General features: G+C 56.1%; 16 protein-coding genes. 6 read left to right on the forward strand and 10 right to left on the reverse strand.

Annotation, left to right across the window (positions count from 1 at the left end; all coding sequences use genetic code 11):
- Window positions 1–15 precede the first annotated feature (15 nt).
- Together dapD and IMQ56_RS00185 are read left to right on the forward strand one after the other, a co-directional pair.
- Entirely contained in the window at window positions 16–840 is an 825-nt protein-coding gene (gene dapD / locus IMQ56_RS00180; RefSeq protein ID WP_196063536.1) for a 2,3,4,5-tetrahydropyridine-2,6-dicarboxylate N-succinyltransferase, read from the forward strand.
- Between the two features lie 111 nt (window positions 841–951).
- Window positions 952–1341, forward strand: a complete 390-nt coding sequence (locus IMQ56_RS00185) for a DUF3461 family protein (protein ID WP_015572719.1) — start codon at window positions 952–954, stop codon at window positions 1339–1341.
- 89 nt (window positions 1342–1430) lie between these two features.
- On the opposite strand, the gene IMQ56_RS00190 is transcribed toward IMQ56_RS00185, so the two are convergent.
- The 3 genes from IMQ56_RS00190 to dgt all read right to left on the reverse strand — a co-directional run bounded on the left by IMQ56_RS00190 (window position 1431) and on the right by dgt (window position 5815).
- Window positions 1431–2588, reverse strand: a complete 1158-nt coding sequence (locus tag IMQ56_RS00190) for a CdaR family transcriptional regulator (protein ID WP_003856217.1) — start codon at window positions 2586–2588, stop codon at window positions 1431–1433.
- A 146-nt stretch (window positions 2589–2734) separates the two neighbouring features.
- Window positions 2735–4168, reverse strand: coding sequence for a serine endoprotease DegP (degP, locus tag IMQ56_RS00195; RefSeq protein ID WP_015572718.1), 1434 nt, complete (start codon window positions 4166–4168; stop codon window positions 2735–2737).
- A 132-nt stretch (window positions 4169–4300) separates the two neighbouring features.
- Entirely contained in the window at window positions 4301–5815 is a 1515-nt protein-coding gene (gene dgt, locus IMQ56_RS00200) for a dGTPase (protein WP_015572717.1), read from the reverse strand.
- Between the two features lie 82 nt (window positions 5816–5897).
- Here dgt and mtnN point away from each other — a divergent pair, with 82 nt between their 5' ends.
- From mtnN to IMQ56_RS00215, 3 genes are read left to right on the forward strand one after another with little or no spacing between them, the layout of a single operon-like run.
- The gene (gene mtnN / locus IMQ56_RS00205) at window positions 5898–6596 is read left to right on the forward strand and encodes a 5'-methylthioadenosine/S-adenosylhomocysteine nucleosidase (RefSeq protein ID WP_003856223.1); all 699 of its coding nucleotides are present in this window, start codon (window positions 5898–5900) and stop codon (window positions 6594–6596) included.
- Window positions 6589–7398: a vitamin B12 ABC transporter substrate-binding protein BtuF gene (btuF, locus tag IMQ56_RS00210; RefSeq protein ID WP_017383741.1), complete on the forward strand. Its 810-nt coding sequence runs from the start codon at window positions 6589–6591 to the stop codon at window positions 7396–7398. The genes mtnN and btuF overlap by 8 nt, the downstream gene beginning before the upstream one ends.
- A 23-nt stretch (window positions 7399–7421) precedes the next feature.
- Window positions 7422–8045 (forward strand): TRIC cation channel family protein, encoded by a 624-nt coding sequence (locus IMQ56_RS00215; RefSeq protein WP_003856227.1) that lies wholly within the window; start codon window positions 7422–7424, stop codon window positions 8043–8045.
- A gap of 58 nt (window positions 8046–8103) precedes the next feature.
- Here IMQ56_RS00215 and erpA read toward each other — a convergent pair whose 3' ends face one another.
- Window positions 8104–8448 (reverse strand): iron-sulfur cluster insertion protein ErpA, encoded by a 345-nt coding sequence (gene erpA / locus IMQ56_RS00220; RefSeq protein WP_003856230.1) that lies wholly within the window; start codon window positions 8446–8448, stop codon window positions 8104–8106.
- 85 nt (window positions 8449–8533) lie between these two features.
- Window positions 8534–9934: a H(+)/Cl(-) exchange transporter ClcA gene (clcA, locus tag IMQ56_RS00225; protein WP_017383743.1), complete on the reverse strand. Its 1401-nt coding sequence runs from the start codon at window positions 9932–9934 to the stop codon at window positions 8534–8536.
- Between the two features lie 177 nt (window positions 9935–10111).
- Between clcA and hemL the strand changes: the two genes are divergently transcribed.
- On the forward strand, window positions 10112–11392 hold the full coding sequence (hemL, locus tag IMQ56_RS00230) for a glutamate-1-semialdehyde 2,1-aminomutase (RefSeq protein WP_015572714.1): 1281 nt from the start codon (window positions 10112–10114) through the stop codon (window positions 11390–11392).
- A gap of 111 nt (window positions 11393–11503) precedes the next feature.
- On the opposite strand, the gene fhuB is transcribed toward hemL, so the two are convergent.
- The 5 genes from fhuB to IMQ56_RS00255 all read right to left on the reverse strand — a co-directional run bounded on the left by fhuB (window position 11504) and on the right by IMQ56_RS00255 (window position 18584).
- Window positions 11504–13486 carry a Fe(3+)-hydroxamate ABC transporter permease FhuB gene (gene fhuB / locus IMQ56_RS00235; RefSeq protein WP_017383744.1) on the reverse strand — a complete coding sequence of 661 codons (1983 nt, stop codon included), beginning with the start codon at window positions 13484–13486 and terminating at the stop codon, window positions 11504–11506.
- Window positions 13483–14373 (reverse strand): Fe(3+)-hydroxamate ABC transporter substrate-binding protein FhuD, encoded by an 891-nt coding sequence (gene fhuD / locus IMQ56_RS00240; RefSeq protein ID WP_017383745.1) that lies wholly within the window; start codon window positions 14371–14373, stop codon window positions 13483–13485. The genes fhuB and fhuD overlap by 4 nt, the downstream gene beginning before the upstream one ends.
- On the reverse strand, window positions 14373–15170 hold the full coding sequence (gene fhuC / locus IMQ56_RS00245; protein ID WP_017383746.1) for a Fe3+-hydroxamate ABC transporter ATP-binding protein FhuC: 798 nt from the start codon (window positions 15168–15170) through the stop codon (window positions 14373–14375). The genes fhuD and fhuC overlap by 1 nt, the downstream gene beginning before the upstream one ends.
- A 50-nt stretch (window positions 15171–15220) precedes the next feature.
- The gene (gene fhuA / locus IMQ56_RS00250) at window positions 15221–17431 is read right to left on the reverse strand and encodes a ferrichrome porin FhuA (RefSeq protein ID WP_015572711.1); all 2211 of its coding nucleotides are present in this window, start codon (window positions 17429–17431) and stop codon (window positions 15221–15223) included.
- Between the two features lie 205 nt (window positions 17432–17636).
- Window positions 17637–18584 (reverse strand): fimbrial protein, encoded by a 948-nt coding sequence (locus IMQ56_RS00255; protein ID WP_226860823.1) that lies wholly within the window; start codon window positions 18582–18584, stop codon window positions 17637–17639.
- Window positions 18585–18620: the final 36 nt, after the last annotated feature.

The raw sequence follows: 18620 nt of genomic DNA on the forward strand, positions 1-18620 counted from the left end.
TGGAAAGAGTAAACAATGCAGCAGTTACAGAACGTTATTGAGTCCGCTTTTGAGCGTCGCGCCGACATCACTCCGGCAAATGTGGATACCGTGACCCGTGAAGCGGTAAACCAGGTTATTTCCCTGCTGGATTCCGGCGCGCTGCGCGTGGCAGAAAAAATCGACGGTCAGTGGGTTACTCATCAATGGCTGAAGAAAGCTGTGCTGCTCTCTTTCCGCATCAACGATAACCAGGTTATCGACGGAGCAGAAAGCCGCTACTTCGATAAAGTGCCAATGAAATTTGCGGATTACGACGAAGCGCGCTTCCAGAAAGAGGGCTTCCGCGTAGTACCACCGGCGGCCGTTCGTCAGGGTGCCTTCATCGCACGCAACACCGTGCTGATGCCATCCTACGTGAACATCGGCGCCTACGTTGACGAAGGCACCATGGTGGACACCTGGGCTACCGTCGGCTCCTGCGCGCAGATCGGTAAAAACGTTCACCTGTCCGGCGGTGTGGGCATCGGTGGCGTTCTTGAGCCACTTCAGGCTAACCCAACCATCATCGAAGACAACTGCTTCATCGGCGCACGTTCCGAAGTGGTTGAAGGCGTGATCGTCGAAGAAGGTTCTGTGATCTCCATGGGCGTTTATATTGGCCAGAGCACCCGTATTTACGATCGCGAAACCGGTGAAATTCACTACGGCCGCGTTCCAGCTGGTTCCGTTGTGGTTTCCGGCAACCTGCCGTCTAAAGATGGCAAATACAGCCTGTATTGCGCGGCCATCGTGAAAAAAGTGGACGCAAAAACGCGCGGTAAAGTGGGCATCAATGAACTGCTGCGAACCATCGATTAATCGGGTATAACAAAAAGCGGGGGCAACCCCGCTTTTTTTATATCCGAAGGTGGCGAAAATAGATTTTTTCGTTAATTATTCATAGGTTATGTTGAGATCAAGGGTACCGCTATGTACGATAATCTGAAAAGTCTGGGCATTACCAATCCTGATGAAATTGATCGTTATAGTCTCCGCCAGGAAGCCAATAACGATATTTTGAAAATCTATTTTCACAAGGACAAAGGAGAGTTCTTCGCCAAAAGCGTGAAGTTTAAATACCCTCGCCAGCGTAAGACCGTTGTCGCTGACGGTATCGGTCAGGGATATAAAGAAGTACAGGAAATCAGCCCTAACCTGCGCTACGTGATCGACGAACTCGATCAAATCTGCCAGCGCGATCGCAGCGAAGTCGATCTGAAACGTAAGATCCTTGACGACCTGCGTCACCTGGAAAGCGTAGTCACCAATAAGATCAGCGAGATTGAAGCGGATCTTGAGAAATTGACGCGTAACAAATGAGCCGTTTTATTGCCCGGTGGCGCTTCGCTTACCGGGCCTACGAACACATGTAGGCCGGGTAAGGCGAAGCCGCCACCCGGCAAACAGCATCATCTCTGTTCATCCAGCTGCAACGCCACATACAGCAGTAGCCGGTCGTCAAAATTCCCTAAATCCAGCCCCGTCAGTTCCGAGATCCGGTTTAGCCGATACTCCAGCGTATTACGGTGAATAAACAGCGCTTTTGACGTTGCCAGCGGCTGCACGTTATGCCGGAACCACGCCTGCAACGTGCGGCGCAGCAGCCCGTTGTTGTCCATTGCTTTCAGACGCACCAGCGGACGCGCCAGCTCGTTGGCCTGCCAGCCGCCGCGCAGGCTGTCGAGCAGGACCGGCAGCATCAGATCCTGATAGAAATAACTGCGGCTCTCCGGCATGCGCTGTTTACCCACCATCATGGTGGTGCGCGCCGTTCGCCATGAACGGGCAATACTTCCCGGCCCGGTAAAATAATTTCCCAGCGCGACGCGAAAACGGAGCTGTCCGTTCTCCTTCATACGCTCGATGAGCAGCTCAACGCGGCGACGATGATCTTCCGCGTCCCAGCGACCAAACTGATTAAGCGCAGGCTTGAGCACCACCATTTCCGTCAAAGAGACAATCGCCACCAGGTTGTTACGCTCCGGCGTCGCCAGCATGTTTTGCAGCTGCTGTAGCTCCACCATGGCGCTGTCCACACCAAGCTGGCCGCTATCCACCTCAATAACGGCGACTACGCGCGGCTGATTCAGGTCGATACCCAGACGCTGCGCCCATTCGCTCAGGGCAGGCGTGTGCTCCTCAGCCTGAATCAAATTCATCACCAGCTCTTCACGCAAGCGGCTGTCCTGGGCGAGCAGATGCATCAGACGCGACTGCTCCAGCATCATCTCCGCCGTCATGCAGACCAGCTCGCCGTATTTACGCAGCGATTCAGGATCGCCGGTCAGACCGATAACGCCAACAATCTCTCCTTCCAGACGCAGCGGCAGGTTGATCCCCTGACGGACCCCGTGGAGATGTTTCGCCACGGCGTCATCGATATCGACCACGCGCCCCTGAGAGAGCACCAGCAACGCCCCTTCGTGCAATTCCCCAATACGCTCACGATCGCCGCTGCCGATAATGCGCCCGCGGGCATCCATTACGTTGATATTGGTATCAATGATGCGCATGGTTCGCGCCACGATATCCTGCGCCATTTTGGTATCAAGATGCCAGCCAGCCATATAACCCTCCCGTGAGCAGAGCTCAAGAATAGGGAAATTCAGCTAAGGCTGCATTGTGCAGATGCCCAAAGGCAGAGAGAGATGTATGGAGTTGTGGGAAAGGTCACAGAAACGAGAAAGCCCCTGCGAACAGGGGCTTAAGAAGATTACTGCATCAGGAGATAAATAGAGGTATCACCACGCTGAATATTCAGTGCCAGCACGGACGGCTTGCTGTCGAGAATTTTGCGCAGTTCAGCGATGTTTTTCACCGGCTGCTGGTTAGCCCCCATGATCACATCACCTTTTTTCAGGCCGATACGGGCAGCAGGTGAGTTCGCTTTCACGTTGTTCACCACCACGCCTTTATCTGCCCCTTTGTTGCTCATCTCGGCACCTTCAATACCGCTGAAGATGGTGCTGGAATCGACCTGATTCTGACTGCTCTGTTGCAGTTCCAGGCTCACGTTAACCGGCTTACCTTCACGCAGCAGGCCGAGGGTCACTTTACTGCCGATTGGCATAGAACCCACTTCCGCACGCAGGGCGGCAAAGCTGCTGATCGGCTTACCGTTCAGCGAGGTGATCACGTCACCCGCTTTAATGCCGGCTTTCGCCGCCGAAGAGTTCGGCATGACCTGGCTTACGAATGCGCCGCGCTGAGCGTCCACTTTCATCGCTTTCGCCAGCTCGGAGTTCAGTTCGGTACCCATGATCCCCAGCTCACCGCGTTTCACCTGTCCATATTGCACCATCTGCGCAGTCAGGTTTTTCACCATGTTGCTCGGGATAGCAAAGCCAATACCGATGTTGCCACCGTCCGGTGCCAGGATAGCGGTGTTGATACCGATCAGCTCACCGTTCAGGTTAACCAGCGCACCGCCGGAGTTACCACGGTTAATGGCCGCATCCGTCTGAATGAAGTTTTCATAGTTTTCCGCATTCAGGCCGCTACGTCCCAGCGCAGAGACGATACCCGAGGTCACGGTTTCGCCCAGACCAAATGGGTTACCGATGGCGACGGTGTAGTCACCCACGCGCAGCGCGTCAGAGTCGGCAAGCTTAATCGCCGTCAGGTTCTTCGGATCCTGAATCTGAATCAGCGCGATATCAGAGCGCGGATCTTTACCGACCACTTTGGCATCGAATTTACGGCCATCGCTCATCTGCACCTTAATGGTGTTAGCATTATCTACCACGTGGTTATTGGTCACCACGTAGCCTTTCGCTGCATCAATAATAACGCCCGAGCCGAGTGCCATGAATTTCTGCTGCTGGCCGCCGCCCTGACCGTCATCCCCTGCGCCGCCGCCCTGACAGAACGGAGAACTCTGGAATGGCGAGCCGTCCTGGCAGAATGGCGAATTATCGCCGAAGAACTGCTGGAAATTACGCGGCATACGCGGCGTATTGACGGTCGTGCTGCCCTCAACGTTAATACTCACCACCGATGGCATCACTTTTTCGAGCATCGGGGCCAGGCTTGGCATCTGCTGCGCAGTCGCTGCCGAGGAAGCTGTCTCGGCCGCCATCGCCAGAGGGGACAGCGCTAAACCTAAACTCAGAGCCAGTGCACTCATTGCTAATGTGGTTTTTTTCATGTTTCTCAATCTCGATTTACCAGATAACGCAAAATTGCTGTGTAACTCAGATTCGTTTTATACCGCTTAGTTCCGGGATTAAGTTTATGGAAAAAGTAAAAATTTATTGGTCGTCTTTACAAAACTCATGGCTTATTCAACGGCCATAAGCTTGCGGTATTCATCCCAGGCATACAAATCTGTCATCCCGCTGATATAGTCCTGGATAAGACGACAGCGATAATAATATTCCATGACTGGCCATTGGGAAGAATGGCGATCTATTTTACTGACGGCTTCAATGTATGCCAGCCGGTGGCGGGTTGAAAGCTTCTGATAGAGACGAGATTCAATCGGCAGGCGGCGAACACGTTCATTATTTGCCAGCTCGCTAAACTCATCGACCGTCAGCTGGAGCAGCGGGCCATAAATCTCCAGCAACCCGCTGATAACCCGGTATCCTTGCAGCTCCAGCTGCTCGACATCCGGGTGGCTGAAAACATGGCGAACAGCCACGTTTTTATATAATTCAAGAAGCTGACTAAAACTGCTCTCATCTTCCAGCAGGGCGTGATTAAATTCCCCGCTAAATATCATCGGCAAATTATCAATGAAACGGGCGGCCGCATACGGCACCAGTTTATTCAGCGTGTTCACCCGCAAATACATAAAGAACTGATCTTCGGTACTGCGGCTCAGCGAATTTGAACGCGATTTATCCCAGGCATTCTCGACGACCTGCGCAAACAGAGAACCTTTTTCATGCTCTCCCCAGGCATCATGAAGATGCTGATACAGCTCCTCGACGCTGAATATTCTTTTTTCCACCGCGTCTTCCAGATCGGCCACGCAATAAGAAATGTCATCAGCCGCTTCCATAATCCATGTCAATGGAAAACGGCCATTAGGGGTCAGAGACAGTTCTTTACGCAACCGCGCGATGTATGCTTCTTCCGATAAGTAATAGCCCGGTTTTTTCATCAGGTAGCTATGCGTGGCGGGCGTTTCTCCGGTCCACCATGCGGGACGCGTGTATTTAAGAATACAGCCCACCTGGGCCCAGGTCAGATTCATCCGCATCAGGGAGTGCACCAGACGGATCCCCTGCGCGTTACCTTCGAAATGACACAGATCCTGGCGCACCTTACGGCGCAGATCGTTCAGGCTATCTTCGCCTTCACGCAGGCATAAATCGCGTACCACACAGCGGTCATCGCTGAGCGGCTGGCTTATGGCGTCAGAGGGAAAAAGCCGCTGTTTAAACCAGTCATTGATGGCGGCCTCGCCGAAATGACCAAAGGGAGGATTGCCGATATCGTGCATCAGGCAGGCCATCTCAACGATGCTTTCGAACGGCCCGGTCAGTTCATCCAGTCCGTAGGTTTCCAGCAGACGTTGCTCTTTAAGGCGGCTGAGGATCTCTTTCGCAATGTAGCGCCCCACCTGCTGCACTTCCATGGAGTGCGTTAACCGCGTACGCACCGCAGCGTTACGCTCCAGCGGGAACACCTGGGTTTTTTGCTGTAACCGACGGATGGCGGGCGAGTTGATGATGCGTCCGCGATCGCTTTCGAAAATGCGCAGGATCTCATGTTCGCTCTTATCGCCCTGTGGCGAACGGAAACGTCGGTGCCAGTTAATTTTGGTGCGAAAATCGATTGGTGCCATGTGCTCCCCCGCGTGAGAATGCGTTTCCCCTTAACCGCATGATAGACTATGCATCTTAACAAGGCACATCGCGAGTAAATCTATGAAAATCGGCATTATTGGTGCAATGGAAGAAGAAGTTACGCTGCTGCGTGACAAAATTGAGAACCGTCAGACCCTCTCCCTCGGTGGCTGTGAGATCTACACCGGCCAGCTGAACGGTGTTGACGTGGCTCTGCTGAAATCAGGCATCGGTAAAGTTGCAGCGGCACTGGGCGCGACCCTGCTGCTTGAGCGCTGCAAGCCTGACGTTATCATTAATACGGGTTCTGCGGGCGGTCTGGCGCCGACGCTGAAAGTGGGCGATATCGTGGTTTCCGACGAAGCGCGTTACCACGATGCAGATGTCACCGCATTCGGCTACGAATATGGTCAGCTTCCGGGCTGCCCGGCCGGGTTTAAAGCGGATGATAAGCTGATTGCCGCCGCTGAAAGCTGCATTAACGAGCTGAACCTCAATGCGGTGCGTGGCCTGATCGTCAGCGGCGATGCCTTTATCAACGGCTCTGTCGGTCTGGCGAAAATCCGTCATAACTTCCCGCAGGCTGTGGCCGTTGAGATGGAAGCCACGGCCATCGCGCACGTATGCCATAACTTCAGCGTGCCGTTCGTGGTCGTTCGCGCTATCTCTGACGTGGCGGACCAGCAGTCCCACATCAGCTTCGACGAATTCCTGGCCGTTGCGGCGAAACAGTCCACCGTGATGGTGGAAACCCTGGTGCAGAAACTGGCGCGTGGGTAAGGTGTCATTCAGGGCGCTGGTCGCCCTGCTTCTGCTCGCTCCGGCCTGGCTCATCGCCGCGCCGCGGGTGATCACTCTCTCTCCTGCCAATACGGAACTGGCGTTTGCCGCCGGGATCACGCCCGTTGCGGTGAGCAGCTTTTCCGATTATCCACCGCAGGCCGCCCATATCGAACAGGTTGCCACCTGGCAGGGAATGAACCTGGAACGCATCGTGGCGCTAAAGCCCGATCTGGTCCTCGCCTGGCGCGGCGGTAATGCCGAACGGCAGGTGAACCAGCTCTCTTCGCTGGGAATAACGGTGAAATGGGTGGACGCGGTGAGCATCGAACAGGTGGCGCAAACCCTCCGTGACCTCGCGCCTTTCAGCCCTACCCCCCAACGCGCCGGGCAGGCTGCACAGCAGATGCTCAACGACTATGCCGCGCTAAAAGCCCGATACGGCACGCAACCGAAACAACGCGTTTTTCTGCAATTTGGCAGCCAGCCGCTGTTCACTACCGGGAAAGGCTCGATCCAGAACCAGGTGCTTGAAACCTGTGGAGGTGAAAATATCTTTGCCGAAAGCCGGGTTCCCTGGCCCCAGGTCAGTCGTGAGCAGGTTCTTGCGCGACAACCGCAGGCCATTGTGGTGGTCGGAAATGCGAGCGAGATTCCTAAAATAGAACAATTCTGGCATCGGCAGCTTAAAATTCCGGTCATCGCACTCAACAGCGACTGGTTTGAACGCGCCAGCCCGCGTATTATCCTCGCCGCAAAACAACTCTGCGCCGAACTGGCAGAGAGTCACTCAAACAGATAAATACCCCCTTCGAGGATTTAACGATGCTCGTGTATTGGCTGGATATTCTTGGCACAGCCGTTTTTGCTATCTCCGGCGTTTTGCTTGCCGGAAAACTGCGCATGGACCCTTTTGGCGTACTGGTACTCGGCGTTGTTACGGCGGTGGGAGGCGGAACGATCCGCGATATGGCGCTGGCAAATGGCCCGGTATTTTGGGTAAAAGATCCCACGGATCTGGTGGTGGCGATGGTCACCTGCCTGTTAACCATCGTGCTGGTTCGTCAGCCTCGCAGACTGCCAAAATGGATATTGCCGGTGCTGGATGCCGTCGGTCTGGCGGTCTTTGTGGGAATAGGCGTGAATAAAGCCTTTATTGCCGGGACTGGCCCGCTGGTGGCGATCTGTATGGGCGTGTTAACCGGCGTGGGCGGAGGGATTATTCGCGACATACTGGCGCGAGAAGTCCCGATGATCCTGCGAACGGAAATCTACGCGACGGCCTGTATCATCGGGGGGATTGTTCACGCCACGGCGTATTACACCTTTGCTGTCCCGCTGGAGAATGCGGCGATGCTGGGGATGGTGGTCACGCTGGTGATCCGTTTAGCGGCGATACGCTGGCACCTGAAGCTGCCGACGTTTGCGCTGGATGAAAATTCAAGATAGGCGTCGTTTATAAGCCCGGTAGCGCTTCGCTTACCGGGCCTACAATCTGCGTTCAGGCTTAAATACTGAACGAAGAACCACACCCGCAGGTGCTGGTCGCATTCGGGTTAGTCACCACAAAGCGCGAACCTTCCAGACCTTCAGTGTAGTCCACTGAACCGCCCACCAGATATTGCAGGCTCATCGGGTCAACCACCAGCGCGACGCCCTGTTTCTCGATAGTCATATCACCATCGTTAACCTGATCGTCAAAGGTAAAACCATACTGGAAGCCACTACAGCCGCCGCCGGTAATATAAACACGCAGTTTCAGATCCGGATTGTCCTCGTCGGCAATCAGGGTTTTCACTTTTTTCGCTGCTGCTTCGGTAAATTCCAGCGGCAACGCTACGTCATCACTCATCTTATGCTCCCATGAATACTGCGACTGCTATTGGGCAAAAATCACCCAATTCTTTTTGTCATTATCTAATACCCTGGTAATTCATTCAAGTATTCTGCTTCAGGGCCTGTTCAGCTTCCTGTTTCGCCAGGGTACGGGCAAGAATGGTGGAGTATAGCGGTTTTCCACCCAGGAATTGGGCTAATAGTGTCGCGCCGAGACAGGTAATGATCATTGGCAAAATGAGCTGGTAATTGTCGGTCATTTCCAGCACCAGTACGATCCCGGTCAGCGGCGCGCGCAGGGAGGCCGCCAGCAGCGCCCCCATTCCCGCAACCGCAAACGTCCCCGCATCCAGATGGTAGGCCGGGAAACCTGCCGCCGCCGCCATCCCGAACGCCGTACCCAGCAGCGTTCCCAGTGCCAGCATCGGAGCGAAAATGCCGCCCGGTGCGCCGGAGGAGAAGCACAATACCGTAGTGATGACGCGAGAAATAAACATAAACAGCAGCAGGCCTACGCTGAAATTCCCCGCCGCGGCAATGGGAATCAGGCCGAAACCGCCGCCCGCCGCATTCGGTTCGATGAAACCGAGGATCCCGCACACGCCGCCAAGCAGGCCTCCCACCAGCACCCATTTCGTGGTATTTCCGCCATGGATGCGCTGAAACATATCCTGCGCCCGTAAAATCAGGGTGTTAAAAAGCGGGCCGACGACGCCAAAAATCATCCCAAGAACCAGATACAGCCATAAAGTATTGACCGGCGCATTGGTCAGCTTGCCAACTTCAATCACCGCTCCTTCGCCGTTAAAGACGCGAAAGACAATGCTCGACATAATCACGCCGGTAAACACCGCTTTAATGGAGATCAGGTTGTAGCGGAACTGGGCGCGCATCTCTTCAATGATAAACAGGATACCCGCCAGCGGCGCGTTAAACGCCGCAGACAGCCCCGCTGCGGCCCCCGTCGCCAGCAGTGTATGTCGTGCTTCGGCGCTGCGCATACGGAACAGATCGCCGACCATGCGCCCGACGTTACCGCCCAGCTGTACCGTTGGCCCTTCCCGACCGAGCACCATGCCCGCCCCGAGGGTTCCCATCCCGCCGATAAATTTCACAGGAAGCACCCGCCACCAGCGAACCGGGCGTAGTTCCTCCAGCGCCCCCTCAATTTCAGGGATCCCCGAGCCACCTGCTTCAGGTGCGAATTTACGCACCAGAAAATACCCCACCATGGCAAACAGCGCCGAAAGGCCAAAGGCCCACACCCAGACCAGCCATTCCCGATCGGCAAAGCTGGCGACGGTACCTATGCGCCAGTTGAGCACCGCGTTGACCGCTTTCTCGAATGCGACCCCCACCAGCCCGGCCAGCGTACCGACCACGGCGGCTGCCAGCAGAATGGCTAACGGGGTTTTGTCACGGTTGAGCAGCCGCCGGATACTGACCCGGTGCTTCGCGCGCGTAAACTGTTGTTGTTCAAAAGAAGGTGTGTTCTCGTTCATTACCTGTTCTGTTTCGTCATACAAAAGGCCGCAGGGATTCTACCAGAGACAATCCCCTCGTCCCCTGAAAAATACTTAACAATTGTTAAGCCTTCTGAGGGGCAAAAATTTTATAACCTCTTCCGAATCACTTAGAATAGTTGCCTTAACTTATTTCTACGAACCAGGAACGACGCCATGAGCAAGTCTGAAAACCTCTACAGCGCAGCCCGCGAGCTTATCCCAGGCGGCGTGAATTCACCCGTGCGCGCCTTTACCGGCGTGGGTGGCACCCCGCTGTTTATCGAACGTGCGGATGGGGCATATCTGTATGATGTGGATGGTAAAGCCTATGTCGATTACGTCGGCTCCTGGGGCCCGATGGTACTGGGGCACAACCACCCGGCGATCCGCAACGCGGTGATTGAAGCCGCTCAGCGCGGCCTGAGCTTCGGCGCGCCAACCGAGATGGAAGTCAAAATGGCGGAGTTGGTCACCGAGCTGGTGCCAACGATGGACATGGTGCGTATGGTGAACTCCGGTACCGAAGCGACCATGAGCGCTATCCGTCTGGCGCGCGGTTTTACCGGTCGTGACAAGATCATCAAGTTCGAAGGTTGTTATCACGGCCACGCCGACTGCCTGCTGGTAAAAGCCGGTTCCGGCGCGCTGACGCTCGGTCAACCGAACTCCCCGGGGGTGCCGGCTGATTTCGCGAAACACACGCTGACCTGCACCTATAACGATCTGAACACCGTTCGCGCCGCGTTCGAGCAGTATCCGCAGGAGATCGCCTGCATCATCGTTGAACCGGTGGCGGGCAACATGAACTGTATTCCACCGCAGCCGGATTTCCTGCCGGGCCTGCGCGCGCTGTGCGATGAGTTCGGCGCGCTGCTGATCATCGACGAAGTGATGACCGGTTTCCGCGTCGCGCTGGCGGGGGCGCAGTCATACTACGGCGTTGAGCCGGATCTGACCTGCCTCGGCAAAATCATTGGCGGCGGCATGCCTGTCGGCGCGTTTGGCGGCCGTAAGGACGTGATGGACGCGCTGGCGCCAACCGGTCCGGTTTACCAGGCGGGTACGCTCTCCGGTAACCCGATTGCGATGGCGGCGGGCTTTGCCTGTCTGACCGAAGTGGCGCAGCCGGGTATCCACGAAACCCTGACGGACCGGACGACGCAGCTGGCAAACGGCCTGCTGGAAGCCGCAGAAGACGCGGGTATTCCGCTGGTGGTAAACCACGTCGGCGGGATGTTCGGGATTTTCTTCACCGATGCGAAAACCGTGACCTGCTATCAGGACGTGGTGAAATGCGACGTGGAACGCTTCAAACGCTTCTTCCATCTGATGCTGGAAGAAGGCGTGTATCTTGCGCCGTCAGCGTTTGAAGCGGGCTTTATGTCCGTGGCGCACAGCGAAGAAGATATCAATAACACCATCGACGCAGCGCGTAAGGTGTTTGCGAAGCTCTAAGGGCATTGCCGGGTGGCGCTAACGCTTACCCGGCCTACGATGTTCTCCATCTTCCCTTGGGAGAGGGAGCAAACACGAAAACGGCAATCTAAGGATTGCCGTTTACTTTTATTACCGACTCTGCTTTCTCAACAGATATATAAAGTACGGCGCGCCGATAAAGGTCGACAGCAGGCCCGCCGGGATCTGATACGGGAACAGCACCATCCTTCCGCACCAGTCAGCAAAAACCAGGATCGCTCCGCCCGTCAGCGCAGAGATCACGATATGCGGCAAAGTCCTGCGGAAGCCCATCATACGGGCGATGTGCGGCGCCATTAATCCGACAAAACTGAGCGGGCCGATAGTCATGGTGGCCGTCGCCGTCAGGCACGCGGCCAGCAGCAACAGGGCGATACGCGTTGGCGTCAGCGCCACCCCGACCGCGCGGGCGGTATCTCCACCCAGCGGCAGAATGGTCATCCAGCGACGGCACAGCGGCACAATCGCCAGCAGCACGATCATCACAATCCCGGTATGCACCACCTGACTGCCGGTGGCGTTGTACGTTGAACCGGAAATCCAGGTCAGGATCTGCGCCATGCGCGGATCGCCGCTCGCCTGCAACATCATCAGCAGCATAGTAAACGCGGTGCTGAGCGCCATCCCGGCCAGCAGCATGCGGTGAGGTGAGAACCCCCCTCGCCCGGAGGCGATCAGGATAATCATCAGCGTGACTGCCGCGCCGATACTCCCGGCAGGCATCAGCCAGCCGAACGCATTTCCCGGCACGAGGAACAACATTAACACTACGCCAAACGCGGCTCCGGAGCTGATCCCTAATACTTCCGGGCTTGCCATCGGGTTGCCGGTGAGACGCTGGATAATACAGCCGGCCACCGCCAGCATGACGCCCGCAATCAGCGCGGAGAAGATCCGCGGCCAGCGCCACTGCATGAGTTCATGCAGCAAATCCCCCGTCGCCCAGTGCCAGCCCGTGGCGTCACGTCCCAGCGAGAGTGCGGCAAACGAGGCGATAACCAGCACCGCCAGCCCGGCAAGGCTGAACCACACCACCGACTGACGTTCGGCATGTACTTTATCGCCGGCATCCATTGCCGGGGCGCTAATGCTGCGCAGGCGCGGCAACAGCCACAGCAGCAGCGGCGCGCCGATCAGGGCCGTCACCGAGCCCGTGGAAACTTCCATCCAGACGCGCGCCAGCCAGAGAATGAGTTGGTCGGAAAGCCAGAGGATCAGCGCGCCAATCAGCGGAGCCAGCATCAGCCGCGCCAGCAGACGGCGTGCGCCGAGCATTTTTGCCAGCAACGGCGCAAACAGGCCGATAAAACCGATGATGCCGACGGCGTTAACCAGTAACGCACTCAGCACAATCGCCAGGGTCAGGGCCGCCAGACGCGCCAGCGACAGCGCCAGCCCCAGATTGCGCGCCACGCCGTCATCGAGGCCCATCAACGTCAGCGGACGCAGCAGCAGCAGCGTCAGCACCACGCCGCCGAACAGCTGCGGCCACAGGCGCTGGACGATACTCCAGTCGGTCTGGGTGAGCGTGCCGGTACTCCACATAAACATGCTTTGCAGCTGGTCGTGGTGAAACAGCACCAGCAGCTGGTTGATCGCCCCACAGTAGAGGCTGACGACCAGCCCCGCGAGGATCAGCGTGACCGGCGAGAGACGTTTTCCCCAGGCCACGCCAAAGACCAGCGCACCGACCACACATGCGCCTGCCAGCGCGGCAAACTGCGAGGTTAACGCTCCCGGCAGGGTCCAGAGAGTGGTGATGGTGATCCCCAGCTGAGCCCCCGTCGCCACGCCCAGCGTGGTCGGCTCTGCCAGCGGGTTACGCAGCACCTGCTGAAACAGTACGCCCACCAGTCCCAGTCCCGCCCCGACCAGCAGGGAGATAGCCAGACGCGGCAGCAGGCTGTAGTGGAACAGCATTTGCTGAATATTATCGATATCCGGTGCGGCAAACGCGGCTGCCCATTGATCGCGCGGTAACGCCGTGCTCAGGTTAAAGCCGGTTAACATCAGGGCAGCCAGAAAAATGAGCGCTAACAGCAACATTGGGAAACGAGCCATACGCGTGCTCATGCCTTGCCTCCCAGTGCATTGTCCAGCACGCGGGCAAAATGCATTGCCGACAGCGTCGCGCCGTAGAACCATACCGCTGGCGCGCGCAGGAAGCGCTGCTCGCGGACGAACGGCATTGCCTGCCAGAGCGGGGTCGCCATCAGGGTTTGCATCTCGCGCTCGTTCCCGTGATCGAAGCACAGCACGTCCACATCACGAAACGCCGCCAGACGGTCAATACCCACGGCGGTACTGCCCCAGAATGTCATCTCGCCTTCCCAGGCATTGCGAATGCCAAAGCTGTCGAGCACTTCCTGGAACAGACAGTTATTTCCAAAGACAAGCATATGGCGGGCATCCAGCAGGGTTACCATCAGCAAAGGCCGATCGCCACGGTGGGCAAAGCGCGGCTTGAGGGAATCAATCAGCGCATCAAATTCATCGAGATGTTTTTTCGCCTGAGCCTCACGGTTGAGAAACTGCGCCATCTCGTGGATGGAATTTTTTGCCATGGTCAGCGGCTTTTTGCCGTCGCTAAAGGAAAAGCCCCGTCCGGGCGCAATCTTCGCCATGGTCTCTTCCGACGGGCCATACCCCGCAGACCAGAATAAATAAGACGGTTTCATCTGGGTGAGAAGCTCAAGGTTCGGCTCCGTACGCAGGCCAATGTCGATGACGGAGTCCGGCAGTTTTGGCTCATTCACCCACAGGGTGTAGTTGGGAATATCGGCCACGCCGTAAGGCGTCACGCCAAGCGCCATCATCAGTTCGACGGGCAACCACTCCAGCGCCACGATGCGGTGCGGATCGATAGCCGCAGCGCGGGCCGGGCCCATCTTTAACAGCAGCGGTGAGAGCGCCATGGCCGTCAGCAGGCGACGGCGGCTAATGAATGTTAAATCCAGCATCAGTAGACAAAGCTCACGGGTGCAGCCCCGGCTGGGTGAGACAGGATGCCCATAGGAATACCGTAGATATGTTCCAGCGTTTCGCTGCGCATCAGTTCGGCAGGGGTACCCTGAGCGATCATTTCACCGCCGCGCAGCGCTACCAGGTAGTCGCAATAGCGTGCCGCCATGTTGATATCATGCAGAACGGCAATCACCGTCAGGCCGCGCTGCTGACTTAAGCGATGCACCAGCGCCAGGACGTCAACCTGATGAGCAATATCCAGCGCCGAAGTGGGTTCGTCGAGCAGCAGGCAGCGGCTGTCCTGCGCCACCAGCATCGCGATCCATGCGCGCTGACGCTCGCCACCGGACAGGCTATCCACCAGACGGTGCGCCAGCGGTTTTAACCCAACCAGCGCGATCGCCTCTTCCACTTTCTCTCTGTCAGCGACGCCAAAACGCCCGAGCGCACCGTGCCACGGATAACGTCCAATCGCCACCAGCTCGCGCACCGTCATCCCCTCCGCCTGCGGCAACTGCTGCGGCAGATAGGCCACCTTGCGGGCAAAGGCCTTACTGCTCCAGCTCGCCAGCGGCTGGTCATCCAGCAATATGTCGCCCTCGGACGGCGGCTGATGACGACCCAGCATCTTCAGCAGCGTCGATTTACCGGAACCATTGTGCCCGATTAAACCGGTCACTTTACCTGCGGGAAACGTCAAAGAGAGCGGATGCAGCAAGGTGCGCCCGGGTACGCGAAAGGAGAGATTGTTAAGCGTGAAGGTGGAGTCGGATTGCGTTTTATTATCCTGCATGTCAGCCAACTTAAATAAAAAGGGCACGGCGAACCGTGCCCATAAAGAGGTTAGAAGCGGAAGGTCGCGGTGGCAACAACCTGGCGTCCTGCTCCCCAGTAGCATGCATACTCGCTGTAGCAGCTGGAGACGTATTCACGGTCAAAGATGTTGTTCACGTTGACGCCGACGGAAGATCCCGGCAGACCGAAGCGCGCCAGATCGTATTTCACGGTCGCATCCGCCAGGGCATAACCCGCGACGTTAAAGGACTCATAGGCTTTAGGCGACGCTGAGGAGTAGTACGTCACCGTGTTACCGATGTAACGCGCGCCCGCACCGACGGTCAGGCCACTCAGCGCCGTCTCGTGGAAGGTGTAATCCGCCCACAGGGATGCCATGTTGCGCGGTACTTCTGCCGGACGACGACCTTCATACCAGGTATCGTGGGTATATTCCGCATCGGTGTAGCTGTAGGCCGCCGTCACGTTCACGTTAGCCGACACTGCCGCTTTCGCTTCCAGTTCAAAGCCACGGGAGCGAATTTCACCGCCCTGCACGCTAAAGCCGCTGGTCGGGTTCGCCGGATCGGCGGTCAGGTTGTTGTTCTTGGTCAGCTGATAGACCGCGGCCGTCACCACAACAGGCAGATCTTTCGGAACATACTTCACGCCCGCTTCATACTGCTTGCCGCGCGCCGGATCGAACGGTTTGCCGCCCTGGGTGGTGCCAGAGAGCGGTTCAAAGGATTCACTGTAGCTGAAGTATGGGGTAATCCCGTTGTCGAACAGGTAGTTAATCCCCCCGCGCCAGGTAAATGCCTGATCGTTAATTTCCGCGGTGGTCCCGTTATTACGGTTAAAGGCAGACGTTTTTGCAAAGTCATAGCGGCCACCCATGGTGAGTACCCACTTATCCCATTCCGCCTGATCCTGCGCATAGAGCCCGGTCTGCTCCTGACGATTGAGCATGGCATACGGGAAGTTCACATTGACGTTCGCATTGCCGTGCTGCGGATTGTTCATGCTGATCGGATCGGCGGTACCGTAGTCAGCATCAATATCATTGCGCATACGAAGGTAATCCACCCCCGTCAACAGCGTATGGTCAACGGCACCGGTCGCGAATTTCGACTGGAGCTGTGTATCAACCGTGAACGAGTTGAGGTCTTCATCTGAGCGCACGTACGCACGGCTGATCTGGGCCGGAGCGATATAGCCATTACCGTAAACTGAACGGTAAAGCGTATTGATTTTGGTATAACGCAGATTCTGACGCACGGTGAAGGTGTCGTTGAATTCATGCGCGAAGCTGTAACCCACCATTTTCTGACGACGGGAGATCTTATTGTCTTCATCGCCTTCGTTGAAATCGGTCGGCAGTTTGTGCGCCTTTCCGTTAGCATCATAGTAAGGCACAACGGTACCTTCACGCGGCAGCCAGCCGTAGTAACCCGCATCCGGATCGCTCTGGAAGTTGCTCAGGAAAGTGAAATCGGTTTTATCATCAGGACGCCAGCTGAAAGACGGCGCAATCGCGTAACGAGTAGACTTCACCATCTCCTGCTGCGCATTTTCACTGCGTCCCAGGCCGGTCAGACGGTAGGACCACACGCCGTTATCATCAATCGCGTCGCTGAAGTCAAACCCAGTCTGCCACAGGTTATCCGTCCCCATTTTGAACTGAATTTCTTTTAACGGTTCCGTGGTTGGACGCTTGCTGACCATACTCACTACGCCGCCAGGGTGGCTTTTTCCATACAGTACGGACGTCGGGCCTCGCAGCAGCTCTACGCGCTCCAGGAAGTATGGGTCCATCGACGCTTCAGAGTAGTTATCCCCTTGCAGCTTCATACCGTCCAGATACTGGTTGGTGTTCACTGTACTGGAGGTCGTAAAACCACGAATAGAAACCACGTCATAGGTCGTGGAGGCGCCGCGCGTTGCGAAAACGCTCGGCGTGTAGGCCAGCGCCTGTTTAACCGTCCCCGGCTGTTTCATGTCCATCTCTTCACGTGTGACCACGGAAATGGACTGCGGGGTTTTCTCGATCGGTGTATCGGTTTTCGTCGCCGTTGCAGTGCGCTTTGCTGCAATCGTCGGTGCAGGCCCCCAGGCACTCTCCTGCGCAGCCGGTGCGGCAGTAACAGTAATGGTTTCTTCTTTTTTCGGGGTTTCGGCGGCATGAGCATAAGCAGACATGCCGGCAACCGCTGTGGCTACGACGACCGCGATTTTACGCAGCGACGTGTTAATTGGCTGAGCAGTATTGGAAAGCGCCATGATGGATCTCTGATGGAAAAAGTGAATGATAACGTAAACGAGAATTATTATTATGACCGCAGAATAATATGCGAAACGTTGGCTGCATAGCAAGCAGTATGCGGCCCTACAAGATTTAAGGGTTTAAGAATTAACCAGATGAAAATAGAGGGTTAATGAAGTTAGCGAAATGATCGCTAAAGCCCGCCGAAACGGGCCGGAGGGCTTAACGATAGAAGAGTTCGAAAGTCGCGACGGCGTCGACTTTCCCGGCTTTAACCTCTCCCGTTTTGATGTAACGGGCTTTGAGTGGGATCTCAACCGGGACGTTGTTCTGGGTACGGGTTATTGCCGTGTAGCTCTGGTCGAACTGTAACACCGCATCGTTCTTGTCGAGGATTTGAATGCCTACGCCGCTTGCAGCGTTGTCTCCGGTAGCAATATTGAGGATATTGCCATCCGTTACGCCAGTCGACCCTGCACTGGTGAACTGATAATCAATTTTTGTCCCGGCGGCGCAGTCCGTAATATCAATCCTGAAACGACTGTCGGTCAGGATGTCAGAATACTGACCGTTAAAATCGTGCGCATTGACCGTTTCCAGCGGCACGTAGATGTTTTTATCCGCCAGGTTACAGGTGTTTGTCGTAATGTGCACACTGGTTGGTGAAAAGCGAATTTCGCCTATCACGTCGTTATCGTAAGTTTCATGTGAGGTTAACAGGGACGTATTAAGATCGCCCTCTTCGACTTCACCAATAACGATCAACTGAGCGGTAGCCCGGAAATTGTAATTCGTTGAAAAGCTTCTGATCGTGCCAAGATAAGTTTCCGGCCTGATAATGTCTTCTTCGGTATAGCTGGGGAACTGGGTTGTAGACGCTGCAACGCGAATGCCAATCCCGGCCACGTTGGTTTTATACACTCCGGGTAAAACATCTTCACGTGCATCAGCATCACTCAATGAGAGATAGCCTCTACGTACCCGAACGGAATCACCATCACATCTTTGCGCAATTTCACCTGATTCCACGCTGGCGTCATAAATAATGGTACCGACCTGAACGTCTGGCTCAAGCTGGATGACAGCGGGAATGTTGAAGGTAACAATTCCCCCGCTACTTCCGCCTCCCGTAAATGTACAAGTTGCGAAGGCCGGAGCTGAAAACAGCATGATTAGGCCAGCCATTGCGCTGATGAATAGTTCTTT

Origin of the sequence: Enterobacter sp. Res13-Sevr-PEC09-46 (genome assembly GCF_015672585.1) — a bacterium.
Lineage (GTDB): Bacteria > Pseudomonadota > Gammaproteobacteria > Enterobacterales > Enterobacteriaceae > Enterobacter > Enterobacter hormaechei_C.